This is a genomic window from Mesorhizobium delmotii, from assembly GCF_900149755.1.
In the GTDB taxonomy this organism is placed as follows: Bacteria; Pseudomonadota; Alphaproteobacteria; order Rhizobiales; family Rhizobiaceae; genus Mesorhizobium; species Mesorhizobium delmotii.
On the sequence record NZ_FUIG01000013.1, the window covers coordinates 959,999 to 983,631 of the forward strand.

Below are 23,633 nucleotides of genomic sequence, written 5' to 3' on the forward strand. Positions count from 1 at the left end.
AGTGAGGAGAAACGAGCCACAATGCGTCTGCTGCCAAATCTGCTCTCCCGTTTTGTAAAAAACGGGCGCCTGACTGTCATATTCGAGGACGGTTTCAGGCAAGCCTTCGGCAGTGGACAGGATGGGCCCGACGTGACGATCCGCCTAACTGACAAAGCGGTCGAACGCGAGATCTTCTTCAATCCGGAACTGAGGGCGGCCGAAGCCTACATGGATGGCCGCTTGGTGATCGAGAACGGTGGCAAAGCATTTGACCTCTTGTCACTTTTTTCCGTCAACCGCACTGGGTTGGCAGCCCACCCTGTTCAGAAGGCGTTGCGGAAAGTCTGGCGTGCGTTGCGCCGGCGCCAGCAGAACAACAAGCTCGGTCTCGCCGCCAAAAACGTTCAGCATCACTACGACATCCCGACGAAATTTTATGAGCTATGGCTCGACGAGACAATGACCTATTCGTGCGCCTATTACACGGCACCGGACAACAGTCTGCAGCAAGCGCAGATGGACAAGCATCGCCACATTGCCGCGAAGCTCAAGCTAGAGCCGGGCATGCATGTGATGGAAATCGGCTCAGGCTGGGGCGCTCTCGCCATCTATCTCGCCAAGTATTGCGACGTGAAGGTCACGGCGATCAACGTTTCGACGGAGCAATTGGCGGCGTCTCGGCTTCGAGCGATCGAGGCCGGGGTCGCTCATCAGATCGATTTTCGCGAGGTCGACTATCGCGAGGTCAGCGGACAGTTCGACCGTGTTGTCTCGATCGGAATGATGGAGCACGTGGGCGTCGTTCATTTCGACAGCTATTTCACGATCATTAGTAGATTGTTGAAGGAGGGCGGCTTCGCATTGGTTCATGCGATCGGACGCATGTCACCGCCTGGTACGACGGCGCCGTTCATCCGCAAGTATATCTTTCCAGGTGGGTATGTGCCGGCTTTGTCAGAGGTGTTTGCCTCATTGGAGCGCACGGGGATCTGGTGCGCCGACTGTGAAAATTTGCGGCTGCACTATTACTGGACGATCCACGATTGGCGTCTCGGTTATGAGGCCAGGCGCGAGGAGGCAATCGCCATGATGGGCGAACGCTTCTGCCGTATGTGGGATTTCTATCTGGCCTCGGCCGAACTCGGCTTCCTAAACGGTTCAAATTTTGTCTTCCAGATACTGATCTCAACTCGCCGTGACGATGTCCCAGTCATCCGCGATTATATTGTCGAAGAAGAGCGACGCCTACTGAGCTCGATGCAGACGAGTGCGTAGTTTCGCTATCCACACCAGTGGGCCCGGTCCGCTGGTTAGCTCGCCCTGCAGGACTCGGATGCCATCATCCCGCCGGTCAATCTTCGTTCGACGGAAGCGCCAGTGCAACCAATCGACAAGTCCGCAGATCAAAGCGGTCGGCCACGAATGACAGCTTTGCGCCTAATATCGGCCGTTCAGGATCTCGTAGCCACCGCCTGAAAACGGACCTCGCCGACAGCGAAGTTAACTTCGAGCATGGCTACAGAGTCAGGCCCCAGGGCGATGCTTCGCCAGTTTCTTCAGGGTTGTTTGTTCGCGGAACCATTCTCGCAGTGGTCTGGCGGGCATTCCGCCCCAGCGTTCGCCTGCCGGTACGTCTCTCATGAACCGCGAGGCCGCGGCTAGTTGAGCGCCCCGGCCGATGTGCAGATGGCCGGCAATGGCGCTATGGCCGCCCACCGCAACGCAGTCCTCCAGCACGGTCGAGCCCGCGATCCCGACCTGAGCAGTGATCACGCAATGGCGTCCAATCCGCACGTTGTGGGCAATCTGAACGAGATTATCGATCTTCGTCCCGTCTCCAATGACGGTATTGCCCCCGCTGCCGCGATCGACAGTGCTGTTGGCTCCGATCTCGACGTCGTTTCCGATTGTGACGCGGCCAAGTTGCGGCACCTTCACGAGTCCTGAAACGCTCATCGCAAAGCCAAAACCATCCTGGCCTATGCGGGCTCCCGCATGAACGATCGACCGATCGCCCATGTTGGAATGGGCGATGGTGACGCTGGGGCCGATGGAGCAATCCCAGCCGATGACCACGTCTGGACCCAGCACCACATGGGCACCGATTGTGGTGCCGGCTCCGATAAATACCCGCTCTCCGATAACAACGCCAGGATCGAGCACGACGCCGGCTCCGATCTGCGCCGATGCATGCACAAAACATCCCTCGCTGACATTGGTACTACCCAAAAGCGGTGCGGCTCGCAACGCCTCGGGGTGTAGCCGGGCAAGCACCTTGGCAAAAACCAGGCGGGGATCCCGTACGGTAATGGGAACGGTGCCGGGCGGCACCATATGGGCGAAGCGCTCTGTGACAAAGCAAGCGCCGGCCTTGGTGGTGCGCAAGGCGTTCGCGTAACGGGCGTGATCAATGTAGGCGATGTGCCATGACTGTGCCATCTCGAGGCTCGCCCCACTCTGCAGAAGCATGCTTGGATCGGCAGATGCCGGCAGTGGCACTCCGGCCTCTTCCACGAGTTCGGCTAAAGCTAATCCGCTCGGCTGAGAAATCGGTGACACGGTCAGGCTCGGTTGATGGGAGGATTGGGTCGGTTGGATTTGCCATTCATCAGTGTGTCGGTCGGCCTGTCGGGGGGCAGGGGAGAGCAGGCCGACCGACTTACCGCGGGTCCGCATGCGGACGACGCTGTCCGGATTTCCGGCTATGGGGGTTGGTCGATACAAATTCTACTGGCTCTGCGGTCGAACTGGCTTGTCGGTCCACGAGGGCGGCAAACCGAGCTGTGACCCTGCGAAGTCCTTCAGTCCGGGCGCCCGGCCGAACCTTTCGCAAGCCTGATATTTGGGTTTGCCGCCGAGTCCGGATTTCAGCTTCTGATAAGACGGAAACTTCGGGAAGCCAAACTTGAACGGTGTTTTGCCCGTGACAAGCATCTTGGAGAAGTCACTTCCGAAACTCTCCGCCAGAGAGTAGGCGTCACCGATCTTCGACATCCGCGCGCCTGTGGTCACGAAATTTGCGCCCTTCGACCACACCATCGCGCCCGCCTGTTTCCCGTCCCGGGTGGTCGCCTCGGCCTCGACGGCAAGCCCGCCCAGTCCCAGCGGAATTCTCGGCACGGGAACTGATGAGGCCGCGAACGAGGCTCCGATTGACGCCGCGGTCGACAGGCCGGCGGCTGTGGCGTTGGTGGGCACAATCCGGGTGACCGTCGCGTGAACGATCAGATCGGCGTTTTCTCTGTCGCCTGTGACTACGAAACGATCGCTGACGCCAACGCAGAGTGCGCGGCTGACCACTGTCGCCACCAAGGCCTGATCGGCAGGCTTTATGGTGGATTGCGCAGCGGTGGGCGAAACCACGGTAGGCTCAATGTACACTGTCTTGCTTACTTTGAGATCCTCGGGGACGGCCTTGTACTCTGCCTTCCTTATTCGCCCATCGACCTTGGTAAGACCGTCATAGGAGGCCAGCGAATTGGCAGGTTGGAGCGGCACCGAGGTGCATCCGGCAACTGCCGATACGAGCACGGACGACAGAAGCGCGAAACCGATCGATCGATGCTGCGGTCGACCGGCAGCCTGGTTTGTACGGGAATTTGGCACTTCGTTCTCCTGTTGGGGCTTGGTGTATGGAAGGAGGCAGGTGGGGTAGGCTATTGCCTCTGTTCCGCTGGCTGAGCGGCAGCAACCTTGTCGGTGAACACGGGCCTGTCGTGCCACAGGCTGCCGTTCGCCATTTTTGCGTATCCGAGGTTGTAAACGGCGCGCATGTAGTCGGTGTTGAATGGATCGGTCATCCTGTAGGGGAGCTGCTTATCGATCGAGGCCACGCGGAACTGAATGCCGTTCTTTTGGGCGTAAATGTAGGTGGCCAGCAGCGCACTGCGGGTCTGTGCCTTGACGAGGGTGGAATTCGCCCTGGCCATGACAGCAAACGTGTTGTTCGTTGTCGTGGCAAATTCTGGCATGAGCGCATTGTTGATGATGATGTACATGTTGAACTTGAGGTTTTCAGGCCGCACGCCCTTGTCCGAATTGGCTATCCACCCCTCTGGGATCGTCAGGATTTGGGACGCCGACCCGCCGTCGGAGTGCATTTCTTCAAACGCCTCCGCTCCAGCTTCGGCCTTGATGAGCACGGCCGGATAAACGCCGGGGATACTTGCCGACGCGATCAGTATGTCCTGGAAGAGTTTCAGCGCACCGGGCCGCCCGCTATTGGCGATGGCGCCCATGTTCCAGATCACCGCTCTTTGGGAATCGAGATTCGAGGTCAAAACAAACAGTCGTCGTCCCTTGCGGTGCTCAGCCGCGATTTTTTCCAGTATGTCGCGCGTCAGATAGCGCTCGACCATTTTCCGAAGCGGCTCCTGTTTCAGGAGACTTGCTCCGAACAGGCCCCTCGGTAGGAAATCTGCATCGACCAACTCCTTGGCAACACCGCTTGTATAGAGATCCACGAGAGGCTGGTCGTAGGCCGAGCCGAGGAAGGCATAGGGCGCGATCAGCGCACCCGTGCTGACGCCGCTGACCATGTCGAATTCCGGCCGCTGTCCGTTGTCCGACCAAGCCTTGAGCGCCCCGACGCTGAATGCGCCTGCGCCACCGCCGCTCGACAAGACCAGGTAGTTGATTTCCTTGTGTCTCGGGATGGGCAGCCAGGCGTGCGCCTCGGGCAGTTTCCGGGCCGAATCTGCATAAATACGAATGTCGCTGAACCCCTGGATGCTGGCTGCCGTCGCAGCCTTCGGCCCGTAAACAATGCGGTCTGGCGCCAAACAGCCAGCAAGAAAGGCCAGCAGGACAATGGCCACCAGTCGATGCATGTCTACCGCCTTGTCCCGGGCCATCGCCGGAAGGAACCATCAAGGTCTCCAACGGCGATACGGCGCTCGGCGACCGTTCTTTGCAGTCGCGTCTGGCGGCATTAATCCCGATTTGTCATTGCCGTGGGTTATGTATTGTTAAGAGTTGTTGCGCCCCGCAACCCGGCACGTCGTCCTACGCTCGTTCCGGTAACCGTGACGCGGTGCGAGCCACTTCCGTCTGAGCGGGGGGCTCGGCGACTATCTCCGCAACTACGATGCAATCGGTGACACGCGGCCGCCAAGGACGACGGACTCCTCGCTACGCCCATGCGCAGTGCACAGGAAACATCGTAATTGGATTAGCGAACCATTTTGCCCAGGACAGCAACTTCTTATCCGTGCGAACGACCTCGTCCTCGAAGCTAGACGGCAAACGGGGGAAGTCCATCAGGCTCTTCCGATCGCGTCCGGCCGCCTGGCGATCCGGTAAACCTGTGCAGGTGGTGCATTTGCGAAAACCCATTCAGTGAACGTCGCCTCAAGCCCGATCCGGTCGAGAACGGAGTCAGGTACCGGGCACTGCCAGCCATAGGTAAATTGATAGACGGCTCCTTCCGGACGAAGAATGTGGAAAGCGCCGTACAGAATGGCGAAGACACGCCAAGCCGGCATGGTGAGAAGCGGGAGGCTGCTGATCACCGTGCCTATTTTCTCGCCATTAAAGGGATCACATCGGCGCAACTCCGTCGCATCGATGTCAAGCAACGCAGCAGCCGGAAACTGGCGACGTAACATGTGGGCAAAGGAAGTGGCGCTTTCTATGAGCGCTATGCGCTCCTGAGGCACGCCGCGGAGAATGAGCTGCCGGGTGAAGACTCCGGTTCCAGGGCCGAGCTCAACAACCGGAGACTGCGAAGAACTGATTTCGCGAGTCATTGCCACCGCCAGAGCTCGCCCGGAAGGCACAAGCAAGGCGGTCCGAAAAGGATGCGACATCCAGGTGCGGAATAGAGTAGTCGGGTCCGACATTGCGTAGCTCCGCATTACTGACAGAGAACATTCATTTATCCGTAAGCCCTACCTGGAGACGCCAGTTGCGGTTTTTGAAGAGATGTTAAGAGTTGTTGCTGGCCGGAAAGCGTCGACGGGATTGCCCTGCCTGTTGGCCAATGGCTTGTTTTGCCACCAGTTAGCCGACGTTCATGCCAGGGTTGGCGAATGTGCGCCTTGCTGGACTCCTAGAACCTGTAACCGACGAAGAGCATCCCGGACGGCTGCACGTCCTTCTGAACGATCGGGCTGTCCTTCGCATCGCCGGCGAGGAAACCGACACCGACCTGGCCGCGGATAAGCCAGTTCTCCGTCGCCATGTAGGTTACCGAGGCTTCGATATCGTAGCGCTTCAGCCCCGCGCCAGCCTCGTATTGCCGCAACCCCGACCGTGCGGATTGGACGGCCGTCACCCCAAAATAGGTATGCATATAGTTTTCGTCCGCGAAGGTCGCAGACGCGCCGGCGGAGAAAATAAAGGCGTTATAATGATGGGAGACATTTGCGCCCACCACACCGAGCAGGCCTTCGCTGCCGCCAATCGTCTTGTCGACGGAAGCATATAGTTCCACCGGCCCCGTTTCATACGAGACCTTGGTTCCGACCATAGCGCTAGCGTCGATGTCACCGAGGCCTTTCAGGTGCTTGGAATCCTCTTCCTTGCGCCCTCCGCCCATCTCGAAACCGCCTTTTACCGAGACTTTGAAACCGTTTGCTTCCAACACGTCGACATCCAGCCCGCCCGGAGAGATGGTGAGGCGGCCAATGGTTGCGGAGACCATCGGAAACGGGACGAGTTCGTACTCGTCCGATCCCTCATATTTCGGCTGATACATTGCTCCGGCCGCAACCATGACATTCCAGTCGGAAAGCTTCTGGCGTATGCGACCGAACCGTCTCTCATCGACGTTTGCCGCCGAGGGAGTCGCTGCGGCCGATTCGTTATCGTAGGGCTCGGCCGCGCCTGCCTGGAGCGGGAGAAAAGTAATCGCCGAGAGGCTCGTAGCGACGGCGACATGCCGCAAGCGGGTTGAGAAATGCTTCGTTAGCGACATGCGAACCGGCTCCTGGGGATGGTGGAAGATACTCAACGCGTGCGAGGGGAAGCCCGACGCATCGGCCCTCCAGCGGCTGCACTGTCTAGGACTACGAGGTTGCTTTGGATTTTGTGATATTAAGAAATGTTGCGCCGCGATCGATGTGGTTGGCCTGGAGGCGCAACAAGCACTCGGCTTTCGCTTGAATTGTGCATATCAAGAGCGAATCAAAGCTAAGCTTTTAGACGAGTCGGCTGAGCAACTGCGCGACGCCCGCAATCAGCCCCAACAGCAGCAGCAACAGCAAGGTGTTCACCGACCACTTGATGACGAGGTACAATGGATGGTTCGTCGACTTCAGTGCCTTGCTGCCTGCCAGGATGGGCGCAAGTCCAGCAAAGACCCTGTTGGCCAAGCCACGACGGTCTTCGGGCGTGTTGGGTACCACCGTGGCACGCGTTAAGCCTTCGTAGAAGAAATTGAATATGGCACCCAGCGGGTTCAGGGGCCGTTTCACGTCGCACATGAGGATGAGGCGATCGCAGTCGGTATCGTTGCGCACGAAGTGCAGGTAGGTCTCATCGAACATGATAACTTCGCCATCGCGCCAACTCAGCTTGCGGCCATCCACATTGATGAAGCAGGCGTCGGAGTTCGGGGTCACGAGACCGAGGTGGTAGCGCAGTGACACGGCAATTGGATCGGCATGCCGGGTCAGTTGGGCTCCCTTGGGTAGATAGGCAAACATCGCGCCATGCACGCTCGGAACGCTCTGCAGTATCTTGACGGTGCTGGGGCAAAGGCGTCTCGCGGAATGATGCTCATACCCGTACCACTTGATGTAGAAGCGGCTCCAGCCGTACTTGAAGAACGTCCGGAAGCCGACGTCATAGGTTCCTGCGGTGCCGGGCCGTTTGCTGGCGTCGAAGTAGTTCTCGCGCAGCAGGTCCATGCCCTCATTCCGAATGGTTTGCCAGTTCTGACGCAGCAGTTCGAGTTCCGGAAAATCCGCCGGGTCGAGCACGGCCTTTGATCCGCGCGAGAGCGTTGTCATGTACAACGCACAATTCAACGGCGAAAAGATCGGCCATCCCTTGCGGAGGTACTCAGACAGGCTTTCGTAGCGGGCTTCGCCCCGGAGGCGGTAGACGTACACGATGCTCGCTGCCACAAGCGTGACCATGACGACAAGAATTAGCATGAGATTTGCCCTGAGTGCGCCAGTTGCCGCGATGTTGATGGATGGGTCCCGTTGCGCCGACCCAGGTCAGACACTTCAGAATGGTTTCATCCGAGGCGCTCACACGCTCCGGATGGCGGCATTAGTCCAGATTTGTCATTGCCTTGGATTTTGTATTGTTAAGAGTTGTTATCGTCCCACGGCATGCACTCGCTGTCGGTCATCCGCGGCTCTTGAGGGTTGATCATTATGATGGTTGCCGGACACCATCCGGCTGGCCTGGAATGACCAGGCCGTGCGAAACCTTGTCGCGAAATGGTCCGCGATGGCTGGGGATGTGCCTGCCATGGCCGATTCGACCGACGACTTTCGCCTGACATGTCGCGCTTCGCCGAGCGCCGCAAACACTGGCTCCCGCTCAGGGAGCGGGTTGCTGGAAAAGGGTTCGCCCAGGAGCCCCCAAGCTCGACTCCCGCGTTCGACCAATGTTCAGGTAGAACGAACGCCTGGCAGCTATCACGACGTCCTCGACAAGGTCTCGTCTCAGCAAGTTGATGGGAACACTGCCCTCGAGATAGGGTGACGGGCGAACGAGCCACGACCACGCAAGCCTTGGCTGCTTTGCCAGCGCGAACACCTCAGGTATTCCGGCAACGGGTCTTCCGTCAACGAACTGGGCCAGCGGGAACACGTGCCTCCCGAGGCCCCTGCGCAATGCTATGACCTGGTTACGCTTCTGCCAGCGGTGCAACGTCGATCTCGGAATCTGCAGATTTTCTTCGAGGTATGTTGGCCCGGCAACTGCGCCTGCCCAGTCTTCAAGACGCATTGTGGCAACATCGGCGAGACGCGACCGCGTCAAATAGGGTTCAGAACTCGCCCCGCGTTCGCTCGCGCCAAATCGGCATTCTTTTCCTCAGACGGCCTTGAGCCCCTGCCGGTCTGGCCGAGACAGCCGCGCGGCAAGTTTCGCTGGCGAAGGGAGCGGCTTGACGGTTCCGCAAGATTTGCCCAGCGACCGAGCGCGGCGCCGTCACCAAGAGGCAACCTCATCGATCGCCCTGGCCACCTGGGTTGCTGCTGGGCCTGCTGACCGGAGCGAAAGCCGCCACGGTGGCCGGCAACAAAACTTCACCAACCGCCTTGGTTTTGTCCCGCTTTTGACATCGCCAGGGTCTCGGCCGCGGCTACGTCCTAACACGATAGAGACGGAGACCCTTTATGGCCGATGATGATCTAAAGCGTGCGGACATCCTCAAAGACCCACTCATCAGACAGATGATGCGCGCGGACCGCGTCTCTTTGAGAGAGATGAGGAAACTGCTTCAGGATGCGGCGCGGTCGCACAGACTTCATGGGAAGGATGAGCCCTTGCGGCCCCAGGAGGCGCTCCCCCTCACCGCGCCAAGGCGTTGAACGACGGTCCCAAACGTCACGGCCCGCGTCGTGCTATATAGTCGACTATCTGCCTTTGGCGAGCGCCTGCCGCGTTGAAGCCTGTCGTTGCATATCGTCAGTCTTGCTGTTTTTGAGCGGAACAACCCGTGCCGGCGGCAACGATATCGTCGCTCGTAGCCCATGCGGGGATATGTTCTCGAGCGACAGCGAGCCACCATGGCTCTTTGCGATCTCATCTGCGATCGAAAGACCCAGTCCAAAACCGCTGTTGATAGTCGAGGACCGGGCCTGATCTGCCTTGAAAAAAGGCTCAAGAGCCTTCTCGTGGAGACCCTCCGCAAGGCCGGGGCCATCGTCCTGCACAACAATGGACACTTTGCTTGGCGGGAAATTGGACAATTGGACGTGCACGATCTTACCGAACCTGACGGCATTTTCCACGATGTTGGTGACTGCCCGCGTCAGCCCTTTCTGCTTGCATGAATATCCGAATCTCTCGGGCCCGACGTAAATCACCGTGTGTCCAACATCGGAGAACCCGGCAACGATTGTCTTCATCAGGGCTGCAATATCAACCTTTCGAAGCGGCTCGTCGCGCGCCGTGCTGCTCAGATATTGAAGGCTTTCCTCGATCATCGCGGTCAATGTGGCGATATCGTCAAGCATCAATTGTTTCGACGGGGTCTCCTTTGATCGCTCCACGCGCATTCTTAGACGCGTTAGTGGTGTTCTCAGGTCGTGGCTTACGGCGGTCAGCATCCGCGTGCGGTCATCAACCATCTTACGTATTCTACGCCGCATATCGTTGAGCGCCGTTGCGAGGGTGCGAAGCTCCTTGGCGCCTGCGACAGTGAATAGCTGCTCCTCGCTGCCGTCGAGCCGCAAGCTCTTTGCCGCTTCGGCAAAACGGACAAGAGGCGACGTGATCACGCCACCTATGTAAAGCACCAGCAGAAGCATCGGGAGGATCAACATCAGGATCTTGGCAATGAGTTCGACAACCGTGCCGAAGACGGCTGGATAGGTATCAGCGTCAGAGAACCGTACCAGGAGGCCACGCTTGGCGTCGACACGCACCGCCAGGGCATTGTGTTCCGCATCCTGCGGAAGAACAGCGGCCTCAAAATCAGTGGGCAGCACGTCGCGAAGCTCATCGGCGATAAATTGCATATCCCCTTGGTGGCTGCTTCCGACGTTAAGATCACGCCACGGCAAAATCCTCATCTCCAGACCGATGGGAGCGCTCGCTCGCAGCAGCTTCTCGGCGTCGGCATCGTCCGCGCCGTTTCTGAGTTGCTCTACGATCAATTCGATCTGTGTGCTTCTGACCGCAATCACTTGCTTAGCCTGGAAGATGTACGGCTCCGGCAAGAGCGCGATAACGCTAAGAAGCACTGCCGGAATAGGGATCGCAGCGAGCACGACGAACTGGAGTCGAATGGGCGCCCGTCTGAACCGACCGATCATATGGCTACCGCGACCTCCGGAGTGAAGATGTAACCGCCCAGCCGCACTGTCTTAATGAAAGTGGGCTCCTTATAGTTCGGCTCTATCTTTTGCCGGATACGGCTCACATGCACATCAATGCTGCGCTCGACAGGTCCGGCAGCGCCAGCGTGGGTGCGGGCAAGTATGTCTTGCCGGTTCATCACCTGTCGAGGATTCTCGCAGAACACAAGCAGCACATCAAATTCCGCCGTCGTGAGCGGCACATGGACACCGTCAATGTCAGTCAATTCGCGAGTGACAGGATCTATTCGCCAGCCCGCGAACGTCATCGGGTCCTGGCTTGGCTTGAGTTGGCTTGAATACGACGATCGCCGCAGCAGCGCCTTTATTCTCGCCAAAAGTTCCCTTGAACTAAACGGTTTTGTGACATAGTCGTCGGCCCCCAGTTCCAGTCCGACGACTCTGTCCACCTCTTTCGTCAGCGCGGTAAGCATGAGGATGGGTGTAGTATCGGATGCCCTGATCCTTCTGCAAATGCTAAAACCGTCCTCACCCGGCAGCATTCCGTCCAATACAATAAGGCTGAACTCTTTCTTTTTGAGAACGCGGTCCATTTCCATGGCCGATCCGACTGTCTCGGCGACGTAGCCCGCCTCTTTCATCAGTTCGATCAGCATAGTCGCTATATCCCGGTCATCCTCGACGACGAGAATTCGGGCTGAAGCTGGAGTGATGACATCATATCCGACGTTTTCCATAGGCTTGGCCATTTTGTTGCCCTTTCCCCTTCGGAATAACACGCTGCTCATCATGGCTGTCAGCAACAATTGTGTTTAATTTTGTTGCTGTGGTCCCCGGCAGGCCTCCTCCCGGCCCAACAGTCGCCGCGTCTGCGGCAGCGATCCCATCCGCGCGGCGCGGACCAGCGCTTCCGGCGGGCGCTAGGCCGCTGCGCCTTAGCAACTCTTAACAATACATAACCCACCGCAATGACAAATCGGGATTAATGCCGCCCAGGAGCGATTGCGAAGAACGATCGCCATACGCGGTGCTGCCGGTGGAGACCTAGATGTTCCGCTGGGTGGCGGCCCCGGAACAAGGCGGTAGACATGCATCGACTAGTGGCCATCACCATGATGGCCTTTCTTGCTGGCTGTTTCGCGCCGGGCCGTAATGCCTGCCAATCGAAGGCCGCGATGAAGGCGGCCTATCGCAGGATTGTCGGTATGGGCGGTCTTGGAGCGTGCCTGATCGTGTCAGGCTGCACGACCGTCGCCAGCGTTCAGGAACCTGATTTGAAGATCGCGAATGCCTGGCACGCGACCTTTCCGCATGGCGGCCGGACCGGCGATCTCGTGTCCTGGTGGTCCACGTTTTCCGATCCATCGCTGACGGCCCTCATTGCATCTGCGCAGGCGGAAAGCCCCAGTCTCGAGTCCGCCGCTGCAGAGATCGAGAGGGGGCGCGCCACGCTGGCATCTACGCAGGCGAGCCTTTTTCCGGGGCTTGGCGGCTCGGGATCGCTCGCCCGCTCCGGCACGGGCGGCAACAAAGCCAACCAAGTTGCTGCCGCTACGACGGTGAGCGGCAGCCTCGACGCTTCTTGGGAAATCGATCTGTTCGGCAAGACGCGGCAGAGGAGCGAGGCTGCGCGGCTGCGGGTCCACGAGCGCACCGCCGATTGGCACGATGCGCGCGTCTCACTCGCGGCGGAGGTGGCGGACTACTATATGCAGTACCGTGCCTGCCGGCAGCTGGAGCAAGTTTATACCACCGAACTCGCCTCGCAGCGCGAGACGATCCGGGCAATGGAAATGGCCGCAACCTCCGGCCTTACGTCGAGCGCCGACCTTGCGCTAGGGCGGGCGAGTGCTGCTACCTCGGCCTCGACACGGACCGCCCAGCGTGCCGAGTGCGAGGTTCTCGTCAAATCTCTCGCCCGCCTTATCGGCGGTGACGAGCCTCACGTCCGCGATATTCTGGCGATGGGCAAGCACGGGTTACTCACGCCGAGGACCCTCAAGCTATCCGCCGTGCCTGCCGACGCCTTACGGCAGCGCCCCGACATCGACGCCCTTGAGCTCGAGGTCGCTGCATCGCTCGCCGAGATCGGCGCGGCAAAAGCCGATCTCTATCCGAGCCTCAGCCTCGGCGGCTCGGTCACGATCGACAGTTCATCGCTGATGGGAACCTCTCTGCCCTGGTCCTTCGGCCCGGCCATCTCGATCCCGCTCTTTGACGGTGGCTCGCGCCGGGCGGCAGTGGGCAGCGCGGCAGCCGCATATAAGGTGGCGGTGGCCGCCTACAAATCAGGTGTGCTGGACGCGGTCGCCGAAGTCGAGACCGCACTCGTGCGGATCGACAGTACGCGACGGCAGATCGGCGACGCCAGTGTCGCGGCGCGCAACTACCGCGCCTACTTCAAAGCCGTGGATTCGAACTGGAAGGCCGGTGGCGCAAGCCTGCTCGACCGCGAGGACGCCCGGCGTTCGGCGCAGTCGGCGGAGGTCTCGCTCATCGAAATCCGTCGTGACTCCGTGCGCTATTGGATCGCCCTCTACAAGGCGCTCGGCGGCGGCTGGGATGCGAGCGCCTCCTCATCCAAGGACCTGCCGCAAAAATCGAAAGAAAACCTGCTCTGATGCGATCTTCACCTCTTCTCCTCGCCGCTTTCCTGAGCGGGATCCTTGTTTTCGCCGCAGAGCCCGCGCTCGCGCAACAGAACGAGGCGGCAGCGCTTACCGTCGCAGTGGCAAAGCCCGCGGAACGCCAGTGGCCTGAAACGATACCCGCCAGCGGCTGGCTGAAGCCTTGGCACGAGGCCGTCATCGCCGCGGAAATCGGCGGCCTGCGTGTGACCGATGTCCTTGCCGATGTCGGGTCGGTTGTCTCAAAGGATCAGCCCCTGGTTCGGCTGGCCGACGAAACGGTGCGCGCGGAACTGCGCAAAGAAGAGGCTGTGCTGGCAAGCGCCAAGGCGGACCTCGCAAAAGCCAGGACGAGTGCGGGCCGAGCACGCAAGGTGCAGGGAAGCGGTGCGCTTTCTGAGGAGAAGATCACCGAATACCTGATCGCCGAGCAGACTGCGATCGCGGGTGTCGAATCCGCCGAAGCGTCGTTGGAAAGCCAGAAGATCAAGCTTGCTCAGGCGACCATTCTGGCCCCGGACGACGGGCTGATCACTGCCCGTTCGGTCCAACTCGGCGCTGTCGTTTCCTCCGGCACGGAGCTGTTCCGTCTCGTGCGCCAGCAGCGCGTCGAGTGGCAGGCGGAAGTGTCTGCACGTTATTTGCCTCGCATCAAGGAAGGCCTGACCGCCACGATCGTCGGTCCGGAGGGGCGGCGCGTCAACGGGACCGTGCGGCTCGTCGGGCCGACGGTCAGCACCGATACCGGAAGGGTGCTCGCCTACGTGGCGCTGCCGGCGGAGGCGCACCCACCCATTGGCCTTTACGTCACCGGCCAGATCGAGCTTGCGACCACGAAGGCATTCACCGTGCCCGAGACGGCGCTCGTGGTGCGTGACGGCATCGCTTACGTCTTCACCGTGGATGCAGACATGCGTGCGTCACGCGTCCGTGTTGAAACCGGCCGCCGCAATGCCAGCGAAGTGGAAATCCTCTCGGGCCTTGATCCCTGGGCCGACGTGGTGACGACGGGCGGCGCCTTCCTTTCGGATAAGGCGCTTGTCCGGGTAGAGGAGGAAGCACGATGAATTTTTCCGCCTGGTCAATCCGCAATCCGGTTCCCGCAATCCTGCTGTTCATCCTGCTCACCGTCGGCGGCCTGCTCGCCTTCGATCGCTTGGCGGTTCAGAACTTCCCCGACATGGTGCTGCCGACTGTCCAAATCAACGCCGCGCTCGAAGCTGCAGCGCCGGCCCAACTCGAAACCGAAGTCGCGCGCAAGATCGAGGACAAGCTCGCCTCCCTGAACCTCCTAGAGCACGTCACAACCACGATCACGGACGGCGCGGTCAGCATCAATGTCTCATTTCAGCTGGAGAAGGACGGCGAGGCAGCGCTGAACGAGGTGCGCAATGCCGTCGACAGTATGAGCGGTGACCTGCCCGCCCAGATGCAGACACCAAGCGTGACGAAAACGACGGTGCAGGGATCACCAATCCTTACCTACGCCGTGCGCTCCATCCGCCTCAACGAGACGGAACTCTCGTGGTTCGTCGACAACGACATGACGAAGACCTTGCTTGCCGTGCCCGGCGTCGGCCAGGTCAGCCGCATCGGCGGCATCGATCGTGAGGTGCATATCGATCTCAATCCCCAGCTGATGAGTTCGCTCGGCCTTAGCGCTGCAACCGTTTCCGCGCGGCTCAAATCCGTGCAGTCGGACGCTTCGGGCGGCCGGGCCGAAATCGGCGGCAGCAAGCAGGTGATCCGCACGCTTGGCGCGGTTTCGTCGATCGAGGCGTTGAGGGCGCTCGCAATCCCGCTTCCGAGCGGAGCTCTGGTGCGTCTGGACGAGATCAGCACGGTTACGGACAACTTCGCCGACCGGTCGTCCATCGCCTATCTCGACGGCAAGCCGGTAATCGCATTGCAAGTCAAACGCTCCAACGGCTTTTCGGATACGGGCGTCGCGACGGCTATCCAGGTGGCCATGCAGAACTTCGCCGCCGCCAATCCTGATGTCGAGATTGTCGAGGCGTACAGCACGATCGGGCCGATTATCGAAAACTATGACGGCTCCATGCACATGCTCTACGAGGGCGCGATCCTCGCAATCGTCGTGGTCTGGCTCTTCCTGCGCGACTGGAGGGCAACCTTCCTTTCGGCGGTGGCGCTGCCCCTATCGGTCATCCCGACCTTCCTTGTGATATACATGGCGGATTTCAGCCTCAACACGGTGACGCTGCTCGCGCTCTCGCTTGTGGTCGGCATCCTCATCGACGATGCGATCGTGGAGATCGAGAACATCGCGCGCCACCTGCAAATGGGGAAACCGCCGAAGGAGGCCGCGCTCGAAGCCGCAGACGAAATCGGCCTTGCCGTCATCGCCACGACCTTCACGCTCGTTGCCGTCTTCCTGCCGACTGCCTTCATGGGCGGTATTCCCGGCCTTGTCTTCCGCCAGTTCGGTGTGACGGCAGCCGTGGCGGTTCTCGCCTCCCTGGTCGTCGCGCGCCTGCTGACGCCGATGATGGCCGCTTACATGATGAAGGCGCATCCTGTCGAGGCAAAGGACGGCCGGATCATGCGCGCCTACCTAGCCATTGTTAAAACCTGCCTGCACCATCGCAAACTGACGGTCCTTGGCGTCTGCCTGTTCCTCGGCCTGTCGATTTCGACGATCCCGTGCCTCAGTTCCGGTTTCCTACCCGCATCGGACGATGCGCAGACACAAGTCACTCTGACGCTGCAACCCGGCAGCACTATTGAGCAGACGGACGCGATCACGCGGCGAGCCGCAGAGATTGTTTCCCGACTGCCGGACGTGACGCATGTGTTCTCCTCCGTCGGAAGCGCCTCTTCAGGTGACCTGATCGATTCCTCGACGACCGTCGATACGGCGGCCGCCTCGCTCGTCGTCGACCTGAAGAAGATCGGCGAACGCACCCGCAAGCAGACCGAGATCGAGAATGATATCCGGCAGGCACTCGCCATTCTTCCTGGCGCCAGGATCGCTGTGGGTACGGGCGGCAACGGCACGACACTGGAAATCACGCTGGCCAGCGACGATTCCAATGCGCTCGGCCAGGCAGCCGGCGCGCTCGAAGAGCAACTTCGCACGCTGCGGGGGATCGGCGCGGTTACCTCCAGTGCCTCCCTGCAGGCCCCTGAAATCCAGATCGTCCCGAACCTCGACCGCGCGGCCGCTCTCGGCATCACGGCGGAAGCGATTTCCGAGGCGGTTCGCGTGGCCACCAACGGCGATTATTCCTCCTCGCTAGCAAAGCTCAACCTGCCGCAGCGCCAGCTTCCTATCCGCGTCCGGTTTGATCCCAGCAACCGTACGACGTTTGATGACATTGCCAATCTTCGCATTGCTGGCGCCAGGGGCAGCGTCGATCTCGGCTCGGTCGCCGAGATCAGCATCGGCGGCGGCCCGTCGGAGATCAGCCGCATCGACCGCTCGCGAAATGTCACGCTGTCGGTCGAACTCAACGGGCGCATCCTCGGCGACGTCTATCGCGAAGCGCAGGCACTGCCCGCCCTTCAGCGCCTTCCAGACGGGGTGAAACTCGTCGAACAGGGGGAATTGGAGCGCAGCTCCGAGCTCTTCGGCAGTTTCGCCATCGCCATGGCAATCGGCGTTTTCTGCATCTATGCCGTGCTGGTCCTGCTCTTCCATGATTTCTTCCAGCCGGTGACGATCCTTATGGCGCTTCCGCTGTCTCTTGGCGGCGCCCTGCTGCCGTTGGTGCTGACCGGCACGAGCTTTTCCATGCCGGTGGTGATCGGGCTGCTCATGTTGATGGGTGTGGTGACGAAGAATTCGATCCTGCTGGTCGAATACGCGATCATCTCACGCCGGGCCGGTCTCTCGCGGTTCGACGCCCTCATTGACGCTTGTCACAAGCGTGCTCGTCCGATCGTCATGACGACGATCGCGATGGGATGCGGCATGCTTCCCGTAGCGCTCAGTCTCAGCGGCGGCGACTCCAGTTTCCGTCAACCGATGGCAATTGTCGTTATCGGTGGCCTGATGACTTCCACCGTCCTCAGCCTCGTCGCCATTCCCGTCATCTTCACCTTCGTCGATGACTTTCTCAGGCTTCTCAAGCAGCTTGTCGGCATAAGACAGCCTGAGCCCTCGCCGGCTTCCACACCTGAAGATGGGGGGCGGTTCGGGGCACCACTTTGCGGGGAGCGGCCCTGGGAGGCACCTCCACTTGGATCCGGCCGTCGTGGACCAGACGCGGCATCGAACTGGGCTGCAACGCCCGCGGACGGGCGTCTGCCTCCTGCTGCCAGACAACCAGCACGTCGGAATTGAAGCCGATGGCTCGCTGCACTTCAGCCGAGGTGGCGAACCGTCGCGCTGTCCGCCTCTTCGGAAATGGCGCGGATCGGGACCGGCGGTTGCCACGAAGGCCGGCCGACCATCAGGTCCATTCTTATTATTCAGACAAAGTACATTGGTGACGTTGTCTAAATGTCAGAAATGCGCCCCTTATCGGACATTGAGACCAGCGTCGCTGTGCGCTCAGAAACGGACCCTCGCGATCCAGAATCGGCAGCTGGATGGACCAGCAAGCGCGCCGAGCAGCAGACGCGCTTGGCCGAAGAGTCTAGCACCTGGTCGGTGATCGGTCGGGTCCCAAGCCAATTTCCTCCTGCCGCGCTCCACTATATTGCAAGACGGTCAAATTTGAGCTTCCGCATTCATGCTTTGTCGAGCGTATCTCTTAGAGTCGCTTAAACCTTCTGCGCCGTAAGTTTTAGCCGTGCTGAATCGCCGTCAGCGCCGATGACGACGAAATAGGAGAACGCAATGACTCGCAATCACGTTGAACGTCTTGGAGAGTTCAGGGAAATCCTGGTCGCGACTCGACGCGAAGGAGTCCGTAACGTGCACCATACCCGCGACGCAATGCGGGCAAGTGGCTTTCAGATCGGGGACAGCGACGGCTCCAGCTACGGAGCTGAGCTAAAGGAGCTCCAAGAGGAAATCGAGGCAGTCGATCGCGCCATCGAAGACGAGAAGCGGCTGGCCTTGGCCCTTGAGAGTGCGGCTCAATCCCGCCGACCAATTAAGCCGAGAATCGTGAAGGGAACATAGAGTCGGAGACGGCCCTTGGTGCCCGTCGCGTGGATTCGCCTGCGACATCGTGTCGGGCTCGTCGCCGCCGTGCTACAGAGCCCTGAACGTCATCCGTTGCCATCAAACGTGGGGCAGGGGCGGCCGAAGCCGCCCTGTGTCGATGTCGACTTCGCTATGTCCATCGTTGTCGATGCCGTCGCTACCCTCGCCAACGGCGTTCCTCAGGTATCCGATCTGAAACGCGATATTTGGACATGAAATCACGGAGGCCAGCTTCTGGCGCAAAGCGGTCGGCACTACCCTGGATGAAAAGGTCGGCTTTCTAGCCCCATCATCCCGGAGAACGAACCCGCTGCGCGGGATGGGGCAACAAGGATAGTTCAGTCGAAGAAGCCCGCATCCTCTTCCCCGAGATACTTCCTGGCTGCTTCGGCGTCGATATCGAGGCCCAGCCCCGGCGCTTCCAGCAGGTCCACCATGCTGTCCTTCACGATCTGCGACGGCAGGCCGATTACGAGGTCCTCCCACCAGGGGTCGGAGGCGCTCGGGTATTCGAAGGCGATGTAGTTGGCGGGCAAGGTGGCGCAGACATTGATCAACGCGCCGAGGCCGAGCAGGCCGTTCGCCGTGCCGTGCGGCGCCATCAGGATCGAGTGCATATGGGCGTGCTCGGCTACCCATTTCAGCTCGGCGATGCCACCGACATCGGCCGGGTCCGGACCGATGATACGCACCGCCTGCGTTTCGATCAGCTCCTTGAAATTATGGCGCAGGTAGATCTGCTCGCCGGTATGGATTGGCGTCGAGGTAGAGGTGGTCAGCTCCCGATAGGCCTGCGGATTGACCCACGGCACATAGTCGCCGGTCAGCATGTCCTCGAGCCACATCAAATTGTACTTCTCGACCGCGCGAGCAAACTTGATCGCATCGGGCAGCATCCAGCCCGGGCCGCAGTCGAGCGCCAGGCTGACCTTGTCGCCCAGCACTTCCTTCATCGCGATCACGCAGTCGAGCATGTGATTGAAACCGCGCTCGCTGATCACGCCTTGATCCATGGCGCCGTGATAGCCGGCCTTCTTCTGCGTCACGCCGTAATGGAAGCCCTCAATGGTGTCCTTCATGTTGGAGTGGAACGAGATTCCTTGCTTGATCATGAAGAAGTTCTGCGGCTGCTCCATCATCCATTTGACGTCAGCGGCGTAATCCTCCGGCCGGTCGCCCGTGCGCTTCTGGCGGATCGAGCCGTTGTAGACGCGCACCTTGTCGCGCACCTTGCCGCCGAGCAGTTTGTAGGCCGGCACGCCTGCGGCCTTGCCGGCAATGTCCCACAGCGCATGCTCGATAGCGCTTACCGCCGCGCCATAGGGCTTGAAAGAGCCGCGTTGGCGGATCTTCAGCATCACGCGCTCGACGTCGGTCGGGTCCTCGCCGATCAGCGCCTCGCGAAAATGCAGGACCCAGGGCTTGAGGTAGGGCTTGGTGTACTCGACCTCGCCGAGGCCATAGAGGCCCTCGTCGGTGACGACGCGAACGATGGGGTGCCTGCCGATGACGGCACAGCGGAGATCGGTGATATTCATGTTCGGTTCTTTTCGCCTCAGCTCCAGGTGCGATCCCAGGAATACTCGTTGTCCCAGTGATCCGTGGGCTGCCAGATGCCGGTGACACCCGGCTGCAGATGCCGCGAGATCACCTCGTCGACGACGTCGTCAATCCCCAGGCCCGGCTTGTCGGGAACAGTGATAAAGCCGTCCTTCACGAGCGGCTTGGGAAAGCCGATGACGATATCGTCCCACCAGTCGACATCGGCAGAATGGTATTCGAGCGCCATGAAGTTTTCGGTCGCGGTCGCGACATGTGCCGCGGCCATTGCGGCGATTGGACTTTCTGCCATATGGATCGCCATAGCGACGCCGTGGTCCTGCGCCATGTCGCCGATCTTCTTGGTCTCGAGGATGCCCCCGCTGGTGAGCAGGTCTGGGTGGATAACGGATAGGCCGCCGCTCTTGAGCAGAGGTTCGAAGCCCTCCTTGAGGTAGATGTCCTCGCCGGTGCAGATCGGCACCGTGGTGGCGTCCTGCAGTTGTCGGTACTGCTCGGTGTACTGCCATGGGATCACATCCTCGAGCCAGGCTGGCACATATTTTTCAATCCGCCTGGCGAGGCGAATACCGTTCTGCAGTGAGATGTGGCCGACGTGGTCGATGGCGAGCGGAATATCCATGCCGATAATTTCGCGAACCTCGGCAATGTACTGCTCAAGCAAGTCGAGGCCCTTGTCGGAAAAGTGGAGACCGGTAAATGGGTGGGGGACGTTATGCAAATCGTAGGCGGCGTTGCGGGCGCGTCGCTCTTCAAGAGTCTTGACCGGGCCGCGGCCGGGGTGGACGCGGTACCCTTCAAGTGAGCCGGCAGGGGCCACGACTGCACCGGGTACATCCGCGATCTGCATCAGCCCCAGATCCATCTTGAGGAACGTGAAGCCGAGCGCCATGCGCTGCTTGAGGCGCTTGCCGGTCTCGGTGCCGCTTGGCACGGTAGCGTCGGTATCGCAATAGAGGCGCACCTTCTCCCGAAACCGGCCGCCTAGCATCTGGTAGATGGGCACGTCATAGGCCTTGCCGGCGAGATCCCACAACGCGATTTCGATCGCCGAGACGCCGCCGCCTTGCCGGCCGTGCCCGCCGAACTGCTTGATCCGGCGAAACAGGCGATCGATGTTGCAGGGGTTCTCGCCAAGCAGTCGGCTCTTCAGCATCAGCGCGTAGGTGGCGCTGGCGCCGTCGCGCACCTCGCCAAGCCCGACGATGCCCTGGTTGGTGTAAATCTTGAGCAGGGTTGAGGTGAACGGCGCGCCGACGATTTCGGCTACCCGCATGTCGGTGATGCGAAGCTGGGATGGCTTAGAGTTCGCGTTCACCCGATTGAGCGCCTCGTCGGCGCCACCCGTCTTTGCCATGACTTATCCTCGTTCTGGTGGATGGGGCTTGTCGCCCGCCCGCCGGGCCGGCATAGAGCGTTGCTAGCCCAGCTCAATCTCATGGGCCTGCAGGTAGTCGCGGTTCATCTCAATACCGAGACCAGGCCTCGACGTCAGCTTGAGGCTGCCGTTCGAGACGTCGAGTGGTCTGTCGATCAGGTGATCGTATTTGCCCAGGTTCCACTCCGACGTTTCGAGCTTGTAGAAGTTAGGAACGGTCATCATCACCTGCGCTCCCGCAACCACGTTGATCGGTCCCGCGGCGTCATGTGGCGAGACCGGGACGTAGTAAGCTTCGCATAGGGCAGAAATCTTCTTGAGTTCGGTAATGCCGCCGGTCCAGGTGACGTCCGGCATGATGTAGTCAGCGAGCCTGTTCTCGAGTACCGGCACGAAATCCCACTTCGTGTGGCCGCGCTCGCCCCACGAGATGGCGGCACTGACCTTTTCACGCACCTGCTTGAGGGCGTTGAGGCTCTCGGGCGGGCAGGGCTCCTCAAACCAGTCGATCTGGCCGGCTTCCTCGAGGCTACGACAGAGGCGAATGGCGGTGGGAACGTCGAAGCGGCCATGCGCATCGATGAGGATGTCGACATCGGGCCCCGCCGTTTCGCGGATCAGAGCCGTGAGTTCGGCGGCTTCGCGCTCGTCCTTGCGGGTCATGCTGCCATCGAGGTAGCCGTCTCGCTGTTCGCGGGGCTGGCCATCGGCGCTGCGGCCCTGGTGGGGGTAAGGATCGAACTTGAGCGCAGTATGTCCGGACTCGACGATGTCCAGAATTTCGCGGACCACAGCCTCCTTGCTGGTAAATTTGGCCTGGTTGGGATGGGTGTAGAGCGCGATTTCATCGCGTACTGGTCCGCCCAGCAGCTCGTAAATCGGCTTGCCGAGGACTTTGCCGCGGATGTCCCAGAGGGCTATATCGATGGCGCTCACGCATTCGACGGCGGCGCCGCGGCTGCCCATGTAGGTGAAGCTGCGAAAAATCTTGTGCCAGAGATGCTCGATACGCGCTGGATCCTCGCCTGTCACGGCCACACCGATCTGCCGCAGGATCGTGCAGAGAGCGCGGTTGGCGAGCCTTGTAGTGGTGGTGATCTCTCCCCAGCCACTCACCCCCTCATTGGTCGTCACTTCGACGAACAGGAACTCTCCCCAATAAGAAGCATCGGACTTGATCAGCCACGGCCGAATGCTCGTGATTTTCATCTCAATTCCTTTATCTGAAATCATCAGGGCTAACGATGTTCGAGACTGGATCTTCGTTCCTATCCGGCCCGAGCGGCGTTGCGCGCACGCATCTGTTCGAGGATATGCCGGCCGGAACCCTCGACATGGCGGGAGACGAGTTCGGCCGCCTTGTCGGCTTCTCCCGCTTTTACGTGCGCGATGAGTTCGCGGTGCTCGCGAATGATCGCGGCACGCCGCGCGAGCGTGAAATTGAAACGCCGGCTCACTGCTCGTAGCACTTCGCGATGCTTCCACCAAAGTTCGGCGGCATGGCGGTTATAATGCCGCTGGTACATGACAGTGTGGAAAGCGGTATCAAGCTCGCTGTGCCTGAATGTGTCGGCAAAGTTGTTCTCTTCAATCAGGCCTTGGAGACGTTCGAGTTCGGCGATGTCCTCGCCGGTCGCCATATTCACAAACCATCGCGTCAGGGCCGGCTCGATCAGAACACCGATTTCATAGATATCCCGGACAAAATCCTGATCTATGGGTCGGACGCGCGCCCCGCGGTTGGGAAGAAAGGTGACAAAACCCTCCCCGCGCAAGAGCTGCAGGGCCTCGCGCACGGGGTTGGTCGAGGTGCCGTGACGCCGGGCGAGATCGGTGACCACAAGCCGTTCGTTGGCGGCGAGCCGTCCCTCAATGATGTCTTCCCTGATCAGTTCATAAAGCGAGGCGCCCTCGCTGGAGGCCATGGGGTCAGTCTCCACCGGTGGCATGGCTTTAAAATCATCTATTTCGGCCAAGGCCGGCTCCCCTGATCAATACATACCCTGCCCGATATCACACACGGT

General features: G+C 60.3%; 18 protein-coding genes and 1 pseudogene. 6 read left to right on the top strand and 13 right to left on the bottom strand.

Going from position 1 to position 23,633, the window contains the following annotated elements:
- Positions 1 to 21 precede the first annotated feature (21 nt).
- Positions 22 to 1,257, top strand: coding sequence for an SAM-dependent methyltransferase (locus tag BQ8482_RS06135; protein ID WP_123146667.1), 1,236 nt, complete (start codon positions 22 to 24; stop codon positions 1,255 to 1,257).
- Between the two features lie 249 nt (positions 1,258 to 1,506).
- On the opposite strand, the gene lpxD is transcribed toward BQ8482_RS06135, so the two are convergent.
- From lpxD to BQ8482_RS40500, 7 genes are all read right to left on the bottom strand, one after another.
- A complete protein-coding gene (lpxD, locus tag BQ8482_RS06140) occupies positions 1,507 to 2,658 on the bottom strand; it encodes a UDP-3-O-(3-hydroxymyristoyl)glucosamine N-acyltransferase (protein ID WP_123146668.1) in 1,152 nt (383 codons plus the stop codon).
- 51 nt (positions 2,659 to 2,709) lie between these two features.
- Positions 2,710 to 3,480 (bottom strand): DUF3313 domain-containing protein, encoded by a 771-nt coding sequence (locus BQ8482_RS06145; protein ID WP_165848435.1) that lies wholly within the window; start codon positions 3,478 to 3,480, stop codon positions 2,710 to 2,712.
- A gap of 158 nt (positions 3,481 to 3,638) precedes the next feature.
- Positions 3,639 to 4,811, bottom strand: coding sequence for a patatin-like phospholipase family protein (locus tag BQ8482_RS06150; RefSeq protein WP_123147419.1), 1,173 nt, complete (start codon positions 4,809 to 4,811; stop codon positions 3,639 to 3,641).
- Positions 4,812 to 5,240: 429 nt separating this feature from the next.
- Positions 5,241 to 5,729 (bottom strand): class I SAM-dependent methyltransferase, encoded by a 489-nt coding sequence (locus tag BQ8482_RS06155; protein WP_244602628.1) that lies wholly within the window; start codon positions 5,727 to 5,729, stop codon positions 5,241 to 5,243.
- Between the two features lie 302 nt (positions 5,730 to 6,031).
- A complete protein-coding gene (locus BQ8482_RS06160) occupies positions 6,032 to 6,898 on the bottom strand; it encodes a MipA/OmpV family protein (protein WP_165848436.1) in 867 nt (288 codons plus the stop codon).
- 223 nt (positions 6,899 to 7,121) lie between these two features.
- Positions 7,122 to 8,081: an aspartyl/asparaginyl beta-hydroxylase domain-containing protein gene (locus BQ8482_RS06165; protein WP_123146669.1), complete on the bottom strand. Its 960-nt coding sequence runs from the start codon at positions 8,079 to 8,081 to the stop codon at positions 7,122 to 7,124.
- A 397-nt stretch (positions 8,082 to 8,478) separates the two neighbouring features.
- Positions 8,479 to 8,889, bottom strand: a complete 411-nt coding sequence (locus BQ8482_RS40500) for an antitoxin Xre/MbcA/ParS-like domain-containing protein (protein ID WP_123146670.1) — start codon at positions 8,887 to 8,889, stop codon at positions 8,479 to 8,481.
- 392 nt (positions 8,890 to 9,281) lie between these two features.
- Between BQ8482_RS40500 and BQ8482_RS06175 the strand changes: the two genes are divergently transcribed.
- The gene (locus BQ8482_RS06175; protein ID WP_123146671.1) at positions 9,282 to 9,476 is read left to right on the top strand and encodes a hypothetical protein; all 195 of its coding nucleotides are present in this window, start codon (positions 9,282 to 9,284) and stop codon (positions 9,474 to 9,476) included.
- A gap of 45 nt (positions 9,477 to 9,521) precedes the next feature.
- Here the strand turns inward: BQ8482_RS06175 and BQ8482_RS06180 are convergent, their stop codons facing one another.
- Together BQ8482_RS06180 and BQ8482_RS06185 are read right to left on the bottom strand one after the other, a co-directional pair.
- Entirely contained in the window at positions 9,522 to 10,925 is a 1,404-nt protein-coding gene (locus BQ8482_RS06180; RefSeq protein ID WP_123146672.1) for a sensor histidine kinase, read from the bottom strand.
- Positions 10,922 to 11,677 (bottom strand): response regulator, encoded by a 756-nt coding sequence (locus BQ8482_RS06185; RefSeq protein ID WP_123147422.1) that lies wholly within the window; start codon positions 11,675 to 11,677, stop codon positions 10,922 to 10,924. The genes BQ8482_RS06180 and BQ8482_RS06185 overlap by 4 nt, the downstream gene beginning before the upstream one ends.
- A gap of 339 nt (positions 11,678 to 12,016) precedes the next feature.
- On the opposite strand from BQ8482_RS06185, the gene BQ8482_RS06190 reads away from it, so the two are divergent.
- The 4 genes and pseudogenes from BQ8482_RS06190 (at position 12,017) to BQ8482_RS06205 (ending at position 18,647) form a co-directional block, all read left to right on the top strand.
- Complete coding sequence (locus BQ8482_RS06190; RefSeq protein ID WP_244602630.1) at positions 12,017 to 13,549, top strand: efflux transporter outer membrane subunit; 1,533 nt, start codon at positions 12,017 to 12,019, stop codon at positions 13,547 to 13,549.
- The gene (locus BQ8482_RS06195) at positions 13,549 to 14,622 is read left to right on the top strand and encodes an efflux RND transporter periplasmic adaptor subunit (RefSeq protein WP_123146673.1); all 1,074 of its coding nucleotides are present in this window, start codon (positions 13,549 to 13,551) and stop codon (positions 14,620 to 14,622) included. Before BQ8482_RS06190 ends, BQ8482_RS06195 begins: the two co-directional genes overlap by 1 nt.
- Positions 14,619 to 17,702 (top strand): annotated as a pseudogene (locus BQ8482_RS06200) (efflux RND transporter permease subunit); the annotation flags it as partial. The gene BQ8482_RS06195 and the pseudogene BQ8482_RS06200, both read left to right, overlap by 4 nt.
- 657 nt (positions 17,703 to 18,359) lie before the next feature.
- Complete coding sequence (locus tag BQ8482_RS06205) at positions 18,360 to 18,647, top strand: hypothetical protein (protein WP_123146674.1); 288 nt, start codon at positions 18,360 to 18,362, stop codon at positions 18,645 to 18,647.
- 362 nt (positions 18,648 to 19,009) lie between these two features.
- Here BQ8482_RS06205 and BQ8482_RS06210 read toward each other — a convergent pair whose 3' ends face one another.
- The 4 genes from BQ8482_RS06210 to BQ8482_RS06225 form a co-directional block, all read right to left on the bottom strand.
- Positions 19,010 to 20,209 carry a mandelate racemase/muconate lactonizing enzyme family protein gene (locus BQ8482_RS06210; RefSeq protein ID WP_123146675.1) on the bottom strand — a complete coding sequence of 400 codons (1,200 nt, stop codon included), beginning with the start codon at positions 20,207 to 20,209 and terminating at the stop codon, positions 19,010 to 19,012.
- A 17-nt stretch (positions 20,210 to 20,226) separates the two neighbouring features.
- Positions 20,227 to 21,588 carry a mandelate racemase/muconate lactonizing enzyme family protein gene (locus BQ8482_RS06215; RefSeq protein ID WP_123146676.1) on the bottom strand — a complete coding sequence of 454 codons (1,362 nt, stop codon included), beginning with the start codon at positions 21,586 to 21,588 and terminating at the stop codon, positions 20,227 to 20,229.
- 63 nt (positions 21,589 to 21,651) lie between these two features.
- A complete protein-coding gene (locus tag BQ8482_RS06220; RefSeq protein ID WP_123146677.1) occupies positions 21,652 to 22,818 on the bottom strand; it encodes a mandelate racemase/muconate lactonizing enzyme family protein in 1,167 nt (388 codons plus the stop codon).
- 59 nt (positions 22,819 to 22,877) lie between these two features.
- Positions 22,878 to 23,585 (bottom strand): GntR family transcriptional regulator, encoded by a 708-nt coding sequence (locus BQ8482_RS06225; protein WP_027151244.1) that lies wholly within the window; start codon positions 23,583 to 23,585, stop codon positions 22,878 to 22,880.
- Between the last annotated feature and the right edge of the window lie 48 nt (positions 23,586 to 23,633).